The following is a 20,158-nucleotide window of genomic DNA, read 5'->3' on the forward strand; positions in this document are numbered from 1 at the left end:
AGGTATTTATCGTAGGCTCTTGCCACCGCGAACTTTTCCAGAAGATTTGGAAAGGTTTCTCAATGTTGTTATAAATAATTAAGATTTTGTAAACAAAATTCATACGGAACTTTTGTTCCTTGAAAACAATTACTATTGTTACGAATTAATTGGTATTTAAATAAAATTTACCTGCTTATTCCACGATTCTGACAGGTTTAAAAGTTATGCTATTCTACGATGTTAAAATTGCACATTAAATATAAATGTCGTCAATGCGCAATCATTCTCTCTAACTAGAGGAAACTTTAATAGTTTTACTTATAATAATTTGTTATTCGTTAGATGATTATTTACAGTTATTGTAACTCCTTCGTTAACCGAAGGATATGCTACTACAGCACATTTGCTTGTATTATTTACAATAATGGACTAAAAAAGTAAAAGAGTCTCTCTACGATACGCTGCCAGTATGGACGATTCGACCAAAATGATGCTTCGATAAGTCGTGACCGGGCAAGATAATCCTTTTGCACTTTTGCTAGTTCGTTGCCGAAATTGTTATCATCTATAACCAACGTTATCTCAAAGTTTAGCCATAAGCTGCGCATGTCTAGATTTACTGTTCCCACTAAACTCAACTGGCCGTCAACCAAAACACTTTTGGTATGCAACAAACCTCCCTCGAACTGGTGTATGAAAACACCAGCTTCCAGCAACTCGGCAAAAAAAGCTCTACTGGCCCAATTAACTAGTATTGAATCATTATAGCGAGGTACAATAACATGCACTTTTACTCCGCGTTGGGCTGCGGTACAAATAGCGTGAAGCAAATCATCACTAGGAACCAAATAGGGAGTGGTCATGACCAATTGCTCGCGTGCTGCGTAAATAGAGGTGAGCAAGGCTTGATGGATGACTCCTTCCGGAAAACCAGGACCAGAGGCAATCACTTGGATCGTATGTCCAACGGTCTGTTTAAATTGCATGATATTGACGTCAGGATGTGGGGTCCGGATACGTTCGCCGGTTTCTATTTCCCAATCGCAAGAAAAAATTACGCCCATGACGGTAGCTACTGGCCCTTTTATACGCACCATAATATCTATCCATTGACCGACGCCAGCGTTTTGTTTAAAAAAGCGCGGATCCACCATATTCATACTGCCGGTGTAGGCAATATAGTTGTCAATTAGTACCATTTTGCGATGTTGGCGCAAGTCCATGCGACGTAAAAACATGCGCAGAATGCTTACGTGTAACGCTTCTACTACATGCACGCCAGATTCGCGCATTCGCGCAGGGTAGAGACCTCGGAAAAACTCTACGCTACCGGCAGAATCGAGCATTACTCGGCAGCGTACGCCGCGCCTGGCCGCGGTCATTAATGCTTCCGCTACTTTGTCCACCAGGCCTCCGGTTTTCCAAATATAAAACACCATCTCAATATTGTTTTGTGCTAGATTAATATCGTGAATTAGTGCCCGCAATGTATCATCCGTGCTGGTGAATAGTTTAATTTGATTACCAGTCAAACCGACTACACCTTGTCTGTGTTCGCAGAGCTGGAATAAAGGACGAGCCAATTCACTGTTTTTAATAGATAAAGGGTGACGACGTTCTTTTAGGTTTGTAATACATTTAACAGTGTAAGGCCAAAGTGCTTTGCTACGTTTTGCGCGGCGTTTACCCAGGTTGGGTTCACCAAATAATAAATAAGTGATAATTCCGACCAGAGGCAAAATATAGATAATAAGCAACCAAGACATGGCTGAAGGCACCGTGCGACGTTTTATCATTACCCGCAGAGTAATGCTTGCGATCAACAACCAATAGCCGAAAAGTAATAGCGAGCTGATGACGGTATAAAACGTTGTCATAAAAGCGTAAAATCCTGTTTGCAGAGCGTTGGTATGAGTTTACGCATACGGGACGTAAAGAGGAAATTGTTTTCCTGGAGCATTATTCTTAGTAACCAATGCGCGGCTTAGCATGGTTAAAGGTAGTTATAATGGTATTCGTTAGTCTAAACCTACTCTGAAGGTTTGCATAAATAAATTATAATGTAGTTACCGCTATTGCATGAAATGTCAGATATAATCTATAGAACAATCAGTAAGTTAATGTGTAATATCTCATTAATTGCCGCCTAATGCTTGATTCATTTTAAGCTTAAGCACTTTAGGCTATCCTTTATTTTTCTTTATGGCCATATACTCATCTAGGTATGTTGCATTTTTATCGTATTGCTGTTGAAATATGCAATACTGCTAAATTTTGTGTTAGTATGCTGTCGCATTAGCTATAGTATTGCACGTAAGATACACGTATCTTACTCTATCTCTTCCATGTGTGCGAGAGACGGTAGGGTAGATTTTCTAGGGATCAGTTAATTTGGCAACGCCGGTTGCATAACTGAAATACTTCTAAAAGTAATCCTTACTGAGTCAATAACCAGGGTGTGAGGTTATTGAGTAAGTAGGTAACTCTGATTAACATTAGTTGTAGGTACTATTAATGAATAGGAAAATAGATGTTACTTTAACGAATCGGCCACGTCTTTTCGGTAAGTATAAATAAATTTAATTCACGTTACAAAATTGTATTTGTATTGCCACAAAAAGTTTGACTATCTGCATAAACGGTCAAAGATATATAGTTAAAAAAGAGTCCTGTAAAGGGAATAAAACAGTGTCAGTTAATAAGTAAAAATAACGGGTAATTAACCATAGCGTTAATGTGGTTTAAAACAAGGTTAAAACATGCTTAATAAAGCATTATACAATATTCGGCAGTTTTTAAAGTAGCTTGTTTATGCACGGTAAACATGCTAAACGACAAATAGATTATAAATAAGTTAGCAAACATGCTTACTATATGCATTTAAATGTTGTTTTTACAACATAAATGCCATTAATGTTACGTTAACTATTTTAAATTAGACTTATAGCTTTATATGGTTATTTATTACGTCTACTTAATTAGACGTTTATTTTGGTTACAGAATTAATTCTGTTATGTATTTTGCTTCTATTCAATGAAGTTACCTTTCACTTTACAATATCCCATATGTTTAATGCTTTCTGTTGCTTAAACGTCAGCATGACGATCGTCTCATGACGTACAGACTAACAGGTACCAGGAAAGCTTTTAATAACGCGCCGCCGCCCCATCAGGATACTATAGACCATTTTATTTAACTTTTGAAGGAACTCTATTGAGCTGAATATAGAAAAGCTTGTTAGCAGGTTTTTAATGTTAATGTTAATTATAAGTGAAATTGCATACTATGCACACATAGTTTTGTCCTAGCAGAGCAACATGTTCGAGCAAAATATGCCGTTTCGGCATATGCGTTGGTTGCATGATAAGCTCGGTGAGCTGGGGCGATCGATACAGTTAATTTTAAGTTCTATCTAAAGGTTTTCAGCGAAAGTAAATAACAGTAGTAAGCGGGATTAATAATGTGGAAGAATGCACTTTTTGTTCTGTTGTAGAGATAGATGTCGGTTAAATATTAGAGGTGCTGTCTGCAAGGCAAGGTCGCCGTACAATAGAGAACAACCACGTGAGAAGATTCCTGTGAGATAAATAAAAAAGCTAGTATAAAAGTCACAGCAGTTGATGTTTGTTTCTATTCTCCAACTGGATACCGAGGTAATAAAATCTAGTTTAGATTTTCTTTTAGCGCTATTTAATGAACTATAATATTGCTTTTACCCGTGTTTTGACTTAGATATTAATTGTCAAAATTATTCCCTGTTGTCAAATATTAGACATAGCAACTAATAAACATCGACCACAGCTAATGGGTTTAGAAATATTATGTTATGTATTATAACAGTTCATTAGAAACCTAGAGTTAGCGATTTGCCAGGATCGTTCTGCCAATATCCATCTGTATGACCTCAAATATGGCTGTCGTTGAATTAAGCGATAGCCGAACATTGTTATCGTATCTAGCACCATTTTACCACTAAGCAGTATTAATTACCTTGCTCATCATGATGTTAGTTATATGACACATACGTCAAATGCACGCAGGATTAATAGATGTTATTATTGCTTTCATATTCCACTATAATGCAGTATATATAAATGTCGATAGACAGCTTAAATATCAGAGCACCGGGTCGTAAAATTCAAAAACCTTAAAATTTGCTCATACGTTCTGCGGCAATCAAAATAAGGTATAAAATGTTTAACGCGCCGCAGGCAATGAAAAATACTGCTCAGGCAATATTTAAATTATTTCTAAACTACTCCGTGAAACGGAGTAGTTTGGTCTAAAATGCGTTAAATGATCTTCCTATTTATTAAGGATTGGATAATTAAAAGTATCTTAACAAACAGAGTATAAATCACAATCACCTTCACTCTTGATAGAGTCCCGAATTATGGTGGTAAAGTGCTAGCAAGCTAGGCATTGCTAACAATATGAAGGTGATAAGACGATCTTTTACTTTTGAAAATGCATCCGCGTGAAAACGAATACATTCGCTGAAGACAAATATTATCAATAGGCTGGTAGCGTAGTAAATATCCTACAACTCATATGTGATAAAATACACTACAGGGCATGAAGTCAAGAAACCTACTCATAACACAGTCGACTAGTAAATACTGCAAACGTTTGTTATCAATTTTGCGGTAATAACATATACAGTCGATAAAGGTATATTAGCAAAAGTGCTGAAATAAGATTGCTTAACCCATTCAATAATATTTCCGCGATTAGCAAAGACATAAAAGTGCACTGAGTCATCAGCAGTAACACTACGGCTTTAGCTAGAAGCCAGAATAATACTGCTGGCGCTAGTAGTCGCACATTAGTAAATGCCATCTTGGTGCTTATATGCATGGATTTAATAGTGCTTAAATTATCTCTAGTAGCAATGATTGGCGCTAGGCTGAAAGCGATAGCTAATAGTACACCAGGTACGATAATAAGCAATAAACCCAGCTGCACGAGTAGAGTAATAAGAAAAATAAGTACTAGCAGTCGTGGCAAAAGAGGTATCGATAGGCTGATAGCGCGTAATACGCTTACGGATTGATTGTTAGATATCAAGTTAATCATAGTTAGAAGACCGGCTACTAGAATTACATTGCCGACTAAGATAGCTAAGGTCTTAGCAGCGGAGGCTTGCAGCAATATACACTGCTGCTCTGCCGATATATGTCGTACTAACTGTTGCAGGTTTATATCGGTAATATCGCTTATATAAGTACTATTGTTCAGCGCTATTAACTGCTGGCTGTCTGGGGATAGCATATGTTTCAGAATGACGCTTATTAATGCCGTCAATATCGCCAACATCACAATACTGGTAAATTGATTACGGAAAAAATATAGCATGTCTCGGTATACTGTATTTGCTATAATAATTGGCATAAAAGTAGTTCCTTTAAGAAAATAGTTAATAACTAAATTAGTTCGACGATTCTATCTTGTTAATACAAGATTTAACACTTTCTTTCATGTGCTATTCGGGGGCATAAGATCGTTTCTATTTGTTAAATAGCGTATTAACAGATATCCTCAAACAGGAATAAAGTGGTTCTTTGAATATCAGATGTATCTTGCTGGCGTTTCGTTTTTTTATCATAGTAAAAAATATGTCGTAATGTTTCATATCAAAGATCCAGTATATGTGATAGTTGTTATCCATGTGCATCATATTAGTCACCGACTCCATAACGTCTAAATAGAGAATTTGAACAATACACTCGAACAATACTAATCTACTTATTGCAAGTAATAAAATGATTGATTATGGCCTTTTGCTATTATTAATGTCTAGTTAATAGATATTAACTTATAAATATTAGTAAAATTGACATTGCTTATTATAGCTTATATTTTATTTACTCTAATGTTATCAATATGTTCAAGATGATAAAATCAAATTAACACCTAATATCCAAGAATAAACTAAGGTATATCATAACTGTTTTAGTTTTATTGGTAGTCACTATTCATTATTATTGTTTGCTAAGGAATAGTCATTATAATATACTCATGATAACTAAGTTTAGTATTAGCGATAACACGTATAAGGAGACTTATCTTAAGTTGCATGATTACCTATAATATTGATATGAGTTATAAGCATGTTCATCATTTAACTATTTACTAATAATACCTTTAAATAGAGTAATTGACGATAATCCTGATAACGCAATATTATTTGATAATACGTAGTTAAGCTACAGTCTTATATAAGTATTTGCATAAATCATGTTAGTATTTATAATACTTACTTCAATCAAAAGTGAGAGAATCTCATTTTAAGCTATTTCAGCATGAAGTATTTATTGGGAATGTGACTGTTCTGGCAAGTGAAAGTAAATTATAATATTCACAATAAGTAACTAACGTATAATTCTGTCTGGTATATTGTTATTAATACCTATGATTACTTTAAAAACGTTGGTCAGCAGTAATCTATTTACATTAACATTAATCTTAAGGTGTTTATGTTTCCGCTGGCTAGTTTGTCTGGCGTTTTTTTTGATTAAATAAGAAATAGCGTACTTATTCTTTCGAATAAGTTTATTGAAACTAACATAAGTTAGTTAACTTGCATATTGCTTTATATAGACTTCACTTTTCCTATTTTTGCACATAGACTATAACACGAAACTTTTTAGCGAGGTAAGAACTCACAAAACTGCTTCACTACAAGCTGTCTTAAGGATTTTAACATTGATTTTTTGTGCTCTTAGGTTGTTCATCGCGCACAAATTCCGCCTTTGCCTTAGCGGTTGATAATTGCATTGACTTGCTGTACTTTGCCAATTATTCCTGCGCGTGAACGTCAATAGGCATATGCGCAGCTTTGCAAGATTATTTTGCGAAACGTGCATATTTTGGGCAATAGAAGAAAATAGATAAAATGGAGGTTATGAAGCCTAACGAAATGACATGTTCTTTTGTAAGTAATAATAGGTTCGTGCTACCATCATTGCATTGACACTGATATCATCGACTTTAACGTAAAAAGCATTAAATGCTAGCATTGCACATCAAATAAGCAGACAACAATAGGTCAAGAGGTATCGTGATATATTTAGATCTAACTGCTTATTTTATTACGAATGTATAGATCCTTTATTGCATCAAAGTCAAACACGTATAAATTATTATTTTAAACGGTGTGCAAATCGCAATAGTGTCGGGGATGGATATTGCCTTAGTTGCAACGCATTGTGGTATTAGTGTCGATGCTTTTATCGATAACTTGCAGTAAAAGAGCATTGTTGAGATCGCTAATCGCCATAAAATGATATGCACTCTTTTTAGTTAAGAGTTGCTAGCTTCTTGAATAGTGTTTGATAATGTTCTAATTTTGATTGCGGTTCATGCTAAAATATCATATGTGATGAAAATATTTTTATTGTAGGGGGCTATATTATGTTAAGGCCATTGATGTAATTCGTGTATATACTTATGGCATTGTAATTGCTGACGACACAGGCACTAATATCATTTAGTAGAGTAAGCTACTTTTGTTCTTGCCGTGCCGCGCATCTCTTCTCCTGTCATTCGTTAAAATTACGCACAATGAGAAGAAACAGATACGTATCAGCCGCAGTGCTGCGCAATATATTTAGTGTATAAAAACAACTGCCTTATTAGAGGTGCGTTATAAGCGTTTTTTATAAGTTTATAGTAGCCTTCTGTGTACCAGAATGAACCAAGTGTTTCACATGAGCACATATAAAAGACGTTCGGTGCTTTGTACACTATTTAAGTTGATAGTATTCGTAAAATAGTTATTGTAACCACAATTCTGTGGAGCTTTTGGCACATAACTCATGTTGTTGATTAGCCAAAAATGTCAAATGACATTAGCCGCTATATTAACGTTGCAAATCCTCAGTTAGAAAAAATAGCCAAAATATTGGCATGCAGCCCCCAAAAAAACATCGCGATAACATGATAGCAACCGTTATTATGCTTAAGCTGTCTGTTGGTAGTGAAAAAGCAGTTATTGTTAGATTAACTGTAATTCTGACGATATATTTAGCTCAGATTGAATGATCATGGCTGATCTAAGTTTCAAAACCGTTATGTTTATTATGTCTTTAACTACGTTGCTTATTTAATAGATCTATTTGCTATATGAAGTTTTTCGATAAGATATAGGTAAGATGCTAAAATATATTAAAGATTGTGGTGGTTTGCATGGATCTTATCGAGTTTAAAAAATCACTGCAAAATTGAATATCCCTTTTATTTCAACTAGATGAATTGGCATATGATATATATAGTTACTTTTGATTAGAATTATTTGGTTCAAATTTTAAAATAGATAACAATATTTTATTCAGATCATAAAGTTTTACATGTTTGTCATTTTTATATTTACTTGCGTATTATTACGATATCTTTTTGTGTGATTTGGCAATCCTAATAGGATTATTTGTTTGGTTTATGATGTTACAAATTGCGCAACCAGAAAATAATTTTCCTTGATTATTGATTGCACCAGCTTTTTATTATGTGCTTGGTATCCCTACATGCGTAGGTTTGTTATTTTGTTGCCGATGAACGGGAGATATAAGCAAAATTTATCAGTGTTTTATAAAAACAATAGATCAACAATATAAGTTGACTTATTGTTTGTTTTCTATCAAGTTAGAGCGACGTAATAAGTTGATTTTGGCAGCTCTACCACAATATAAAAAAAGAGGTATGCCCAGTGAGGTCTCGGTACAAAAACTTTGTTATCGCAGAAGACATTACTTAGGTAAAGATAAAATGGGTAAATCTCTCGTTATCGTTGAATCGCCAGCTAAAGCCAAAACGATTAATAAATATTTAGGAAAAGATTATTTAGTTAAGTCCAGCGTCGGTCATATTCGCGATTTGCCAGCCAGCGGTGCAGTAACCCCAAAGAGCATCCACGATGGTAAAAAGAAAAAGGATAAACTTGATCCTCATCACGCATTGGTAAACCGAATGGGCATCGATCCTTACCATGGATGGAAAGCGCGATATGAAATCTTGCCAGGTAAAGAAAAAGTTGTAATTGAACTAAAAGCGCTTGCAGAAAAAGCTAATCATATATATCTCGCAACTGACCTTGACCGTGAAGGAGAGGCGATTGCCTGGCATGTGCGCGAAGTTATTGGTGGTGATTATAATCGTTTTAGCCGGGTAATATTCAATGAAATAACCCTCAATGCGATTACTCAGGCCTTTAAACATCCTGGAGAGCTTAATATTGACCGAGTCAATGCCCAACAGGCACGGCGGTTCATGGACCGTGTTGTAGGCTACATGGTTTCACCTCTGCTCTGGAAAAAAATCGCACGTGGTCTTTCAGCTGGACGCGTTCAGTCGGTAGCGGTCAGGCTAGTAGTAGAACGTGAGCGGGAAATAAAATCGTTTGTACCGAAAGAATATTGGGAACTTCACGCCAATTTGCAAACCGCACAATCGTTGACCCTAGCGATGCAGGTCACTCATCAGCAGGAAAAAATCTTTAAACCGATTAATCAGCGACAAATTCAGGCAGCAGTAGACCGGCTAGAAAATTCTGTTTTTGTGGTCAGCTCCCGTGAAGATCAACTTATTAGCAGCAAACTGGGGGCGCCATTTATCACCTCCACGCTACAGCAAGCGGCTAGTACTCGCCTGGGTTATGGTGTGAAAAAAACTATGATGTTGGCACAGCGTCTGTATGAAGCCGGATATATTACTTATATGCGAACTGACTCCACTAATTTGAGTCAAGATGCGCTGAAAATGGCGCGATGCTATATCTGGGTGTCTTTCGGCAGCCCCTATCTACCGAAGAATCCCAACAGGTATGAAAGCAAAAATAACTCCCAGGAAGCACATGAGGCTATTCGTCCCTCTGATGTTAATGTTTTAGCAGAGCAATTGAAAGACATGGAAGCGGATGCGCAAAAACTATATCAGCTGATATGGCGTCAATTTATTGCCTGTCAAATGACTCCAGCTCAATACGAATCTACAGTTATAACTGTGACCGCTAATGAGTTTCAACTTCGCGCTCGATGCCGCACGCTACGTTTTGATGGTTGGACGAAAGTTATGCCGGATTGGCATAAGTTATCCGAAAGTCAATCCCTGACAGCTGTGGAAATAGGTGAAACACTTATACTTAGCAAAGTGCTGCCCAGGCAGCTTTTCACAAATCCGCCTGCCAGGTATAGTGAAGCCTCCCTGGTGAGGGAGTTAGAAAAACGCGGTATCGGCCGGCCATCGACTTATGTTTCTATTATTTCTACGATTCAAGATCGCGGCTACGTCCACATGGAAAATCGCCGTTTTTACGCGAATAAAATGGGGGAAATTGTTACTGATCGTTTAGAAAAAAATTTTAGCGAGCTAATGGATTATAATTTCACCGCCAAAATGGAAGATACCCTCGATCAAGTAGCTGCTAATCAGCAAGAGTGGAAGAGCGTACTAAATGTATTTTTTGACAAGTTCAGTAAACAACTAAAAAACGCCGAGAAAGATCCGGAAGACGGAGGCATGCGGCCTAATTATATGGTCATGATCAGTATTGATTGTCCGTTCTGCGGTCGAAAAATGGGGATCCGAACCGCTAGCACTGGCGTGTTCCTGGGATGTTCCGGTTATGTGTTACCTTCGAAAGAACGCTGTAAACATACCATAAATTTAATACCTGAAACGGAAAGTTTGAACATGATTGAGGGAGATTATGCTGAAACTAATGCTCTGCGTGCACGCCGCCGCTGTGAAAAATGTGGTATAGCCATGGACAGCTATATCATTGATTGTCAACGTAAGCTTTACGTATGCGGTAATAATCCCCTGTGCGATGGTTACGCCATCGCACAAGGAGAATTCCGGATTAAAGGCTATAACAAACCAGTGATCGAGTGTGAAAAATGCAGAGCTGAGATGCATCTAAAATTGGGACGTTTTGGTAAATATATGGCCTGTGTTAATGAGGACTGCAAGAATACCCGAAAGATCTTAAGTAACGGCAATGTAGCCCCGCCGAAATCGGATCCAGTGCCCCTTCCCGAGCTGCTTTGCGAAAAATCGGATGCCTATTTTGTATTGCGTGAAGGCGCCGCCGGCGTTTTTTTGGCTGCTAATACTTTCCCCAAGTCCCGTGAGACGCGTGCTCCGCTAGTAGCGGAGCTAGTTCGTTTTCGCGATTGTCTGCCGGAAAAGCTTCGATATCTGGCAGATGCGCCCATAGAAGATGATGAGGGAAATAGCACTTTAGTGCGTTTTAGTCGTACAACTAAGCAGCAATATATTTGCTCGAAAAAGGCCTGTAAGGCCACCGGATGGACCGCTTTTTATGTTGATGGAGAATGGCAAGTGTTTAAAAAATCATGCGATAACTATTCCTAAACCAATAATTTGGTTATTTTTAACTTAATAATTAATTTATATTTAGTGAGTTAAACTAACACTATTGTTAGTTGCAAACTTTTTTAGACCCTCATGCAATCTGGAAAATTTCTTGCCATCAACATATTGACATGTGAAAGATATTAGAAGATAAACGCAGCGTGCAACTTCTCGATAGCATCATAAAAGAGATTTAAGTTAGGATAGATATTAATAACATGTTACAATAATTAACATTGTGCGCTTAAAGTGCTATTTAAGATCTATGTCACCAATATGATAGTGGGCACATACTGATATAAATAAAGTTGTTGACGATTAAGAGATGACGATAGTATCCTGTTAATTTTTAACTTTAACTTAATATCTTTAAGTTTACTGAGTGTGATGAACTAAGGTAATGGATTCCATCATGCTGACTTGACACACCATGGATCGAATTTATTGCTACTGATACGGATGTCATTTGCATTTCATTGCACATTGCAATGAATATCCAGGTGTTACAATTGATGCTATCAATGTTTTGTTTAAACTTAATTAGAACACTACCGAAATTAACTTTTGCCGAAGTACATTTTTCTTAATTATTTAAGTGAGATATATGATTTTTATTTGTGTACCCTATTTAACTTAGTTTGTATTTGATAGGGCGGTAGCGTTGTGTCTTAGTTCGTTGAACTAAGCACCAGACTTAGTTGTATAAATACTTTCTAAATTTAATTTATTACCATAATCATTCTTCAATGACATAAAAAAGTTACAGTTTACTTTTGTAATGATAAAAATCATTGTGTGAATTTATATTTGTTATAAAGTAATAATTTTGTTTTGAGGAGTTTTTTAATATTAATTAAATATGTAAGCAAATATTAGTTCGGTTCACATCACATAATATCCACTGTTTTATTTGTACGTAGCAAAACCTTTTGTACTGATCTATAATCTGCTAAATTATTAAATTACGGTTACAAACACTAGTGAATCACTAGGATAACTTTATCCTCAATCGCGGCGCATTTATGCAAAGCTATAAAGTAACTGAAAATATTTTTATGCCGAAGTTTAAATTACTGATTATTTCATTTAAGTATTGATGCCGGATTTTACTAGCATATCGGCCGTACCGTTTAATTTAGTGATCATACGTGAGTTGGTAAAACGGCTAGGGGTAATATTTGATAAAGTTCATTTTTTATCTGTGTATTTAGTTATCGATCATTCTTTTATTGTGAACACCTACGGTCCTTGGGTACGCGTATTATAAAAATAAGTACTTAGAAATATCGCTTAATCTGAAACGTTACATCTTTCTTGCTTATCGGGTAAGCACATTTAGCTTGCTTACTTTTAAAAACACCAGGAAATGACATCTGTTAATTTTGTTATAAAGTTAATTTGAAATATCTTGCCAAGAACGCCTAATTAAATTAGCACAAGATCTATTGTTCAAATACTTTGGATAGTTCCGAAGTTACTTCTATTATTTTAACGAGATGGGGTGAGATAAAGAATGGGGAGTTCGGATCCGTCGGCGAGATGTAAGGTAGACGTGGCTATGCTAGGACAGCTAATTTCGATTTTTATACTAGACGTGGCAAATTTTAATTAAAGTGTAAGCTAAAGTAAGTTTCTTACTTAGACCGATTTAATATTAAACATGAGGTTAATGCTGTGTTAGCATTGTTCGCTTAGCAAATTCATGGCATTCTGCTATTGTACCTGGCCTCGATATATTGCTGCTGTAGGTATTCCCTATGGCGGCATGCCGCTAATAACACATTGAGATAGTAGAGGAACTTATTACTAATATCTGGACTTGTTGCGCTGGATAAGTAACGAGTTAGTCTTTACCAATACCCTAATCTCTATATGGTACGCGTTGTGGCGATCCTGAAAATCCCAAAATACGCCAGGATCGAGTTTTTGTATTAACACCTCTAACGTTAAATTTTGATAATTTCTAGGCTATTAACGTATAATGCGGTGATCGCGTGTTATAAAGCAAACTTTAGGTAATAATGTCGTTGACACCAAACTCTTAGTTAGTGTTAGGCTGATTAATCAGCCTAGCTTTAATTTTTGTTAGTTATGGATTATTCCAACCTGTTTTGGCAACTTTAATCCGCTAAAACTTAGTGACGAATCTTACTTTAAGTAAGATCACTTAATTTATAGCGTGATACTGTGATTAATATACGCAAATATTCGCTGTGTTGTGATAAAGCGACAAACCTGTTTATGTACACGCTATTTATTTCAGCTCAGAAACATAGCTAAAAAGTCGTATTAGTTGATAACACTATGTTTTATAAAATTTTTTATTTGCAACTGCAATAGAAAAAAGTGTTAGCACATTGCGCTCTCTACTTATTATTAATAAGTTACAATCGTATTAAACTTACTTTGTATAAGAATCGCTTTTTTGCAAATATGCAACTGTGTTATATTAAATAACTAAAAATATTAATGCCTAGCGCATTTTTAACCAGGAATCAAAGTGATTAGTTACAAATTATATTTTGTTCTGCAGACAATATCAAAGTAGATAAATAAAGGCTTGCGCGATTTGCAGCAACATAGCGTAAAGAACGGAAGATTTTAACTTCTACAACTTGCTTTGTAGTCAATTGTAATGTTATAGCGCGCGGCACGTTTACTCATATTTAAGTTTGTAACGAAATATTAGCGCATTAAGGGGTAGGATATACTTAAACCATTTTATATGGGATGTACTAGTAATTTACGATGCCGTCATGTTTTTACGTCTATAAACAGGTAATGCTATAGCGATTGAGGATAGTCATCACAGATATATTTTAGCGGGATTTATATTTACATTTTATGTAAAATAGAGATTTTACTCTTACTTTTCCGTACGGCGAAATCCACAAGAAGATGGGATTCAGTAACGATAAAAATCGATATTTCTTATTTTGCTTTGCTGAAAGCTTACTGCGAGCTTTCGGTGATTGTACTCCCTACTAGATAGTTTAAACCTTAGTTGTATCAATAATTTTTATAATCACAATATCAATACTAAATAAAAAACTGGACAGAATATCATTAGAATAATATTCTACACGGTTTGATCCATAATATGAGTAATAAACTACTAGTTTAGTGAGGGGTGAGTATGTTGCACATTCCTTATGTTAGTTTAGTTTTATTGTTTTATTAAAATTTGTGGTATAATAAACAGTATAAGAAAAATTCTATTATACTAGAGTTTAAAACAATTATATTCGCTGGAATAATATGAGTGCATCACTAAATTAGTTGTTTATATTACTAGTTGATACCGCCTAATGTTGTCGCCATAAAGACTTTTATATTGATCATATATAATACTAAAATAGTAAGTTAAGTTATAAGTTATTTACTATAATGTAAAACAATCATTAAAAAACAGTAAAAATAAAATGTAATCGTAAAATAGTTTGCTAGGCTAAAACATTGTAAGAAGTGATTTAACTATTAATATAAAATTTTTAAAGGTATGATACCAGTAAAGCTATAACGAATGACACGTACTGCGTACAAGTTACGATTGATGAATATGTTGTAACATAAACTGTAGCATATCAGCACCAGGATATACAAAGCTAGTTGCAGTCTAGAGAAAAGATGAATGAGCAAGCGCGATAACATTAAAACCACTACTTCATAATATACAAATTACAACATCTGGCAAGTACTAAAATGTATTTAATTGTCTTGAAGAGAAAATGCACATGCTAGTCAATTGGCATAAGTTGAGGTTTAATATGTGTTTCCGGAGTACAGATTATATCTTATAAAGAAAATTCTGTAGTAGAGTACTACTACATTCTATTCAAGTTGAAATGTTGTTATCAACTTTAATTATTTCTTTTGACTAAATAACAAAACATTAATGCTTAAATTGAATGTAGACTGCTAAGCATCTAGACTGGTTTTTATTGAAATTACATTCAATGAAAAATTGCTAAAGACCCATAAACGTAATCTATTAGATTACCTCTATTCGCTAAGAGATAAAATTCATCTTAAGTAGCAAGATAAAAATTGAGATATTCATGATTAATTATTTAATAGATTAATATTATAGCTATAAAAACAGAATACAACGCATTTAGAATTAGAGAAGATAATTCTAAAAAACTTACTATCTTGCTGATTTTGTAACTTATTCAACGGTTTTCTATAACACAATTGCATAACGAAATACTTTGTTATATCCTAGTGCTAGGATTTATTGTGTATCACAATAGTTGCATTACAAATCCATGCGCTAGATGACCAGTGCGTCAAAATTAATCAAATAGAGATATCCTCCTATCAATTGATTACTTGTGGTTTGCATAAAAATTGCAGTATAGATATGTTGGGAACGAATATTTTTGCCATATCATTTTATAAATGCATGAACAAAGGCGTCTGCTTATATTTTCGGTGCTGATTTTGTACTTCTTAAAATAGGATAAGATCGCGCCATTACTTATTATAAAAGTTTCTCGTGATAGTCAGCTATGTTAATTTTTATGCAGCTTTAATTTTTTTAAATATGTTTGCTGTTTTTACATAAAAAAAGATAGGTAAATTCAGTCCAGGCAATAGTTCTTGTATCTACTATGACTGATCTTTTATATCACGGAAAAACATAACTTAAATGGTAAAATCGATGTGTTTATAATCTATTTTACACAATGATTTGTTTAACTGGTAGTAAACACCTTAGGTGATTTGATATGTTAAAAACTAATTATCGATAAAGGTAATTTATGCTCAGTATGTTAATTATTTATTTAGATCTGTTCAGAGTCGGATTAATCTTGCCAAGATTAATCATTGCTTTGTACCTTGCTATTATTGTTAGTTACTGAATGCGCTGCGTTATCGTGCAAGATACATATAGTTTTTACTTACCCGACTGTGGTGAATGTACTTATTACACAGGGTAGCAAGTGCTAATACAACATTAAACGCTTTTACATTCATTTTTATCAAGATTAGCATTTATTTAGCTAAGCTATTCAGCAAATGGCCCATTTTAGCGGCTTTAGTATCTAAATATCGAGCATTTTTTGGGTTGCGGCCAACGATCAGTGGCACTCTTTCACTAATATTAATACCTGCCTCAGTGAGTATTTCTACTTTTTTGGGGTTATTAGTCAATAGACGCACTTTTTCCACACCTAGCAATTTAAACATATCAGCGCACATTGTGAAATCTCGTTCGTCGGCAGCAAAGCCGAGCTGATGGTTAGCTTCAACCGTATCGGCGCCTAATTCTTGCAGAGCGTAGGCTCGAATTTTATTTAACAGGCCGATATTGCGTCCTTCCTGGCGGTGATAAAGTAAAATTCCGCGTCCTTCTTCAGCAATATGATTCAGCGCTGCTTCCAGTTGGAAGCCACAATCGCAGCGCAGGCTAAATAGCGCATCTCCGGTCAGGCATTCAGAATGAACCCTTGCTAGCACCGATACTGAATTAGTAATATTCCCATACACAAGCGCCAGATGGTCTTGCCTCGTAGCACTTTCTTCGAAGCCAACCATCAGAAAATCACCCCAAATTGTTGGTAGTTTGGCCTTTGCTACAAGTTTAAGCTGCATTTTTCTCTCCAAAACCACATAATTACGTGCATCCAACTTCTTTTAAAGTTGTGTGATCAGTATGCTCGTTTAGGGATGAGCGTTTGATCGTAATTTTTGTAGAGTATTTTGCCATAAATTACCTTATGATGGGTTTTGTTGTAGTGAGTTGTCATCAATTGCGCTGCCTATATGTCATTAGTTATTGTTTAGCACAACTTGCTGTTAAGTTTTTTTGCATCTTTCGTGACTGGGGGTCTAACGATAAACAAAAGGTAAATTTAATAGCTAATATTAGAAAATACCTGGACGCAGTCACCAAGCTGATCTTAACGTTTATACTTTAGTTCAGTGGCTGGCGACAGAAATTGCAACGTGACTATTAATAATTGAAAGAGTGGTATTTGCTGATGCAAACCATCCTAGCTTTAAGGAGTTCCTTCTTTAACTAAGGTCGCTAAATTTTTTGTGCCTAGGTTATAAAATAAGACAAACGTTATACGTTATAAGTTTGTTTATTATTAAAATCCTGTGCATCATTCTAACTTTACATAATCCAGCTTAATAAGCTTTATGTCATTAATGATTTAACATTTACTCTATGCTTATGTATAGGCGCGCATTATAGCTGTGTCTTTATAATTTATTACATAAAGTGATTCCAATATGGTTGCAATGTGTTAATGTACTGCAGTAGGCTTTTATTACCTCTCTAATCATACGGTTATTATCATTGATCGGTATGCAGAGGTAATTAGTATGACCTTGTCAACACATGTTGACCGCTACTGATACTGATGATGTGTGCTATTAGTGTAATTATAAATCAAGTAGCGTTTGGCATGCGCATTAATTGCTGCGGAATGTGATCATGTAAATCACTATTTCAGTGCGCTGGGACCTAGCTGAATCAGCGCTTCATTCTTAAGTTAAAAGAAGCATCGATGCCGATGTATGAAATTCCTCTTTATTACCCAACAAATAGTAATTTAATCATGTCAGATTAGTTAATCGGTTGTACATAAGATTAACACGGTTTTATAACACCATGTAAAATCTGTCCAAGTAATATTTACTAACATTAGTGATTTGTATTATTTACGGCGCCTTTGGCGCCGTATAACGATCAGGTAGTAACCTTTAATTACCTTATTGGCTTATAGTTGATTTTAGGTGTTAACTTTTGTTGCTTTACTATTCTTCGCTGGATTTATCATCTGATTTATTATACATGGTTTATTATGGTTACTTAGTTGCTTGCGTGGACGTAGACATCTTGGATGAATGCAAATGTTTGCTTAAGGAATAACGCATATATGTTAAAGTTGATATTTCTCTTACTACCCATAGTTAATGTTTATGGTTTACATATGTAATGTAGTCACAGGTAGCAAGAGAAATAGCATGAGTCGATCCGTTTTTTAGTTAGTACGTAGTCGAAGTAAATTTTATTGTTGTTAATCAACATGATAAAGTGTTATACTTTGTTTTTATATACTGAAAAAACATAGTGTTGCTGGGAATAACCAGCGGGCGTTTGGAAACCCTGTTTCGTTCTTGTGGTAAAGTCAGCTGCGAGCTCGGCATTCACCAGGCGACCAGTAAGTAGTCGAAGGCAATAGCAGTTGCGGATAACTTGTTAAAGTTTGGCAAAGAGCAATATGAGTTAGAAATAACTAATTTTACTACGAATCGGCTTTTTAGTCGATAGGCAATTACGATATGAACCGCTGATAGTTCTATAAAAAAGGGACAATATCTGATGATAGCAGATGCGAGTATCTTTAATGCGCGGCAGAATTTATATCATGCAGCAAGATAATGCTACCTATTGCCGCAAGCTTGTTATTAAGGTTTGTATGCCAACCTTGTGGTTTTGAGTAGGATTTTTCCAAACACTGTGTAGATAGAGAAGAATAGCGCGTTTAGCGGATTGATCTTGATGAATATTATTAAGCTTTGATTAGGAGGGAGAGAAATTAGCACATGGTTATGTTAATCAGCAGTTGCGTCAACATCAGATAATGTTATATTTTTATTGTCTGATTGATTTTTAATCTTAACGTAGGTAGTAAAGCAAACGCACTAAAACAAGTCTTTAAATGTTGTTTAACATAGTTTAATAAAGATCTAAACTTCATTCATTATCACTTTCAAAAATTCGGTTTCACTGCCCACAATCCGTATTAACATTATCTTTTGTGTAAATACTGGGCATTAGTTAAGCATACAATAGCTCTTTACGACTATTAACTTTTTCAATAACTTTTATTTTGTTGTGTCTTACTCCTAAATATCGGGGTAGTTCATAGAACTTTCACAACATAGGTATATTGTGCTATACGTTCGATTAACATTATCACTGACACATGTAACTGTTTGTACCACATCTTCTGTTTAAGCTATCTTCTTCGTACGGAGCCGTATAGAGAATTTATCAAATGTTCCCGGCTGCTAATATTTTGCGATATTAGCAGGTGAAATTACGTAATTATTACAGGATTGCAACCTACTTGACGTAAATTAGAGATGTATCATGATGTGTGATAGTCTAGCAAACTAGCTACTTAACTAAATATTATGCTTACTTTAATTTTTATAATTTATTAAATGGGGAAGGTATTAATTGCTAATTTATACTAAAATAACCAAATAAAATCTCTACTAAGATTCCTTCGATGAGGAATTGGTTAACATTCATGAATGTTGCCGTTTTATTGTTGGTCTCTTCGGGGGTGCAACTTAGCTTAATTACAGCAATAAAGAAGCATACTAACTTTATCATTAATCCCTAAGCATATAACGTTTTGCTATGAATAAAAGGATACAACTCCTTGAAATAGAAATATCCTCCCCAAAAAACTAGGGCACTCTTGATATTTGCTTTATTTAAAAGTTTTAATATTTGAAAAAGTTAGAGTGTACAATATAGTCGTGTTGCTATTTTAGATTTTTAGTGTTTAGCTCAGAAGATACTACTCATAGTATTGATTGATACGCTTGATACTCAGTTGTATCATTAAACTATATCTAATAAAAACCTAAAAAGCTAATGAGGATTATTGAGAGTGTTATAGAAGAATCGCTTCCATCGTAAGACATATCCCAGATTTTTTAAAAGGTTATTTATTGACCTATAGCGTATAATAATGGGTGCGATGTACCGTTATCAGGTGTTATCCTGTTAACATAAACTTAGATAACATAAACATGTTAAAGAATTTTTCT

General features: G+C 35.0%; 4 protein-coding genes. 1 reads left to right on the forward strand and 3 read right to left on the reverse strand.

The window, feature by feature from the left end; genetic code table 11:
* Positions 1–398: 398 nt before the first annotated feature.
* Both cls and HBA_RS01745 read right to left on the reverse strand, forming a co-directional pair.
* Positions 399–1,859, reverse strand: coding sequence for a cardiolipin synthase (gene cls, locus HBA_RS01740; RefSeq protein WP_097032322.1), 1,461 nt, complete (start codon positions 1,857–1,859; stop codon positions 399–401).
* Positions 1,860–4,618: 2,759 nt separating this feature from the next.
* The gene (locus tag HBA_RS01745; RefSeq protein WP_097032323.1) at positions 4,619–5,374 is read right to left on the reverse strand and encodes a YciC family protein; all 756 of its coding nucleotides are present in this window, start codon (positions 5,372–5,374) and stop codon (positions 4,619–4,621) included.
* 3,372 nt (positions 5,375–8,746) lie between these two features.
* Here HBA_RS01745 and topA point away from each other — a divergent pair.
* Positions 8,747–11,353, forward strand: coding sequence for a type I DNA topoisomerase (gene topA, locus HBA_RS01750; protein ID WP_097032324.1), 2,607 nt, complete (start codon positions 8,747–8,749; stop codon positions 11,351–11,353).
* A gap of 4,998 nt (positions 11,354–16,351) precedes the next feature.
* On the opposite strand, the gene ribA is transcribed toward topA, so the two are convergent.
* The gene (gene ribA / locus HBA_RS01755) at positions 16,352–16,951 is read right to left on the reverse strand and encodes a GTP cyclohydrolase II (RefSeq protein WP_097032325.1); all 600 of its coding nucleotides are present in this window, start codon (positions 16,949–16,951) and stop codon (positions 16,352–16,354) included.
* Positions 16,952–20,158: the final 3,207 nt, after the last annotated feature.

The sequence above is a fragment of the Sodalis endosymbiont of Henestaris halophilus genome (assembly GCF_900161835.1).
Classification (GTDB): domain Bacteria; phylum Pseudomonadota; class Gammaproteobacteria; order Enterobacterales; family Enterobacteriaceae.

Coding starts and splice junctions, on each gene's coding strand:
- cls (WP_097032322.1), bottom strand. CDS start 1,859: ATGACAACGTTTTATACCGTCATCAGCTCGCTATTACTTTTCGGCTAT.
- HBA_RS01745 (WP_097032323.1), bottom strand. CDS start 5,374: ATGCCAATTATTATAGCAAATACAGTATACCGAGACATGCTATATTTT.
- topA (WP_097032324.1), top strand. CDS start 8,747: ATGGGTAAATCTCTCGTTATCGTTGAATCGCCAGCTAAAGCCAAAACG.
- ribA (WP_097032325.1), bottom strand. CDS start 16,951: ATGCAGCTTAAACTTGTAGCAAAGGCCAAACTACCAACAATTTGGGGT.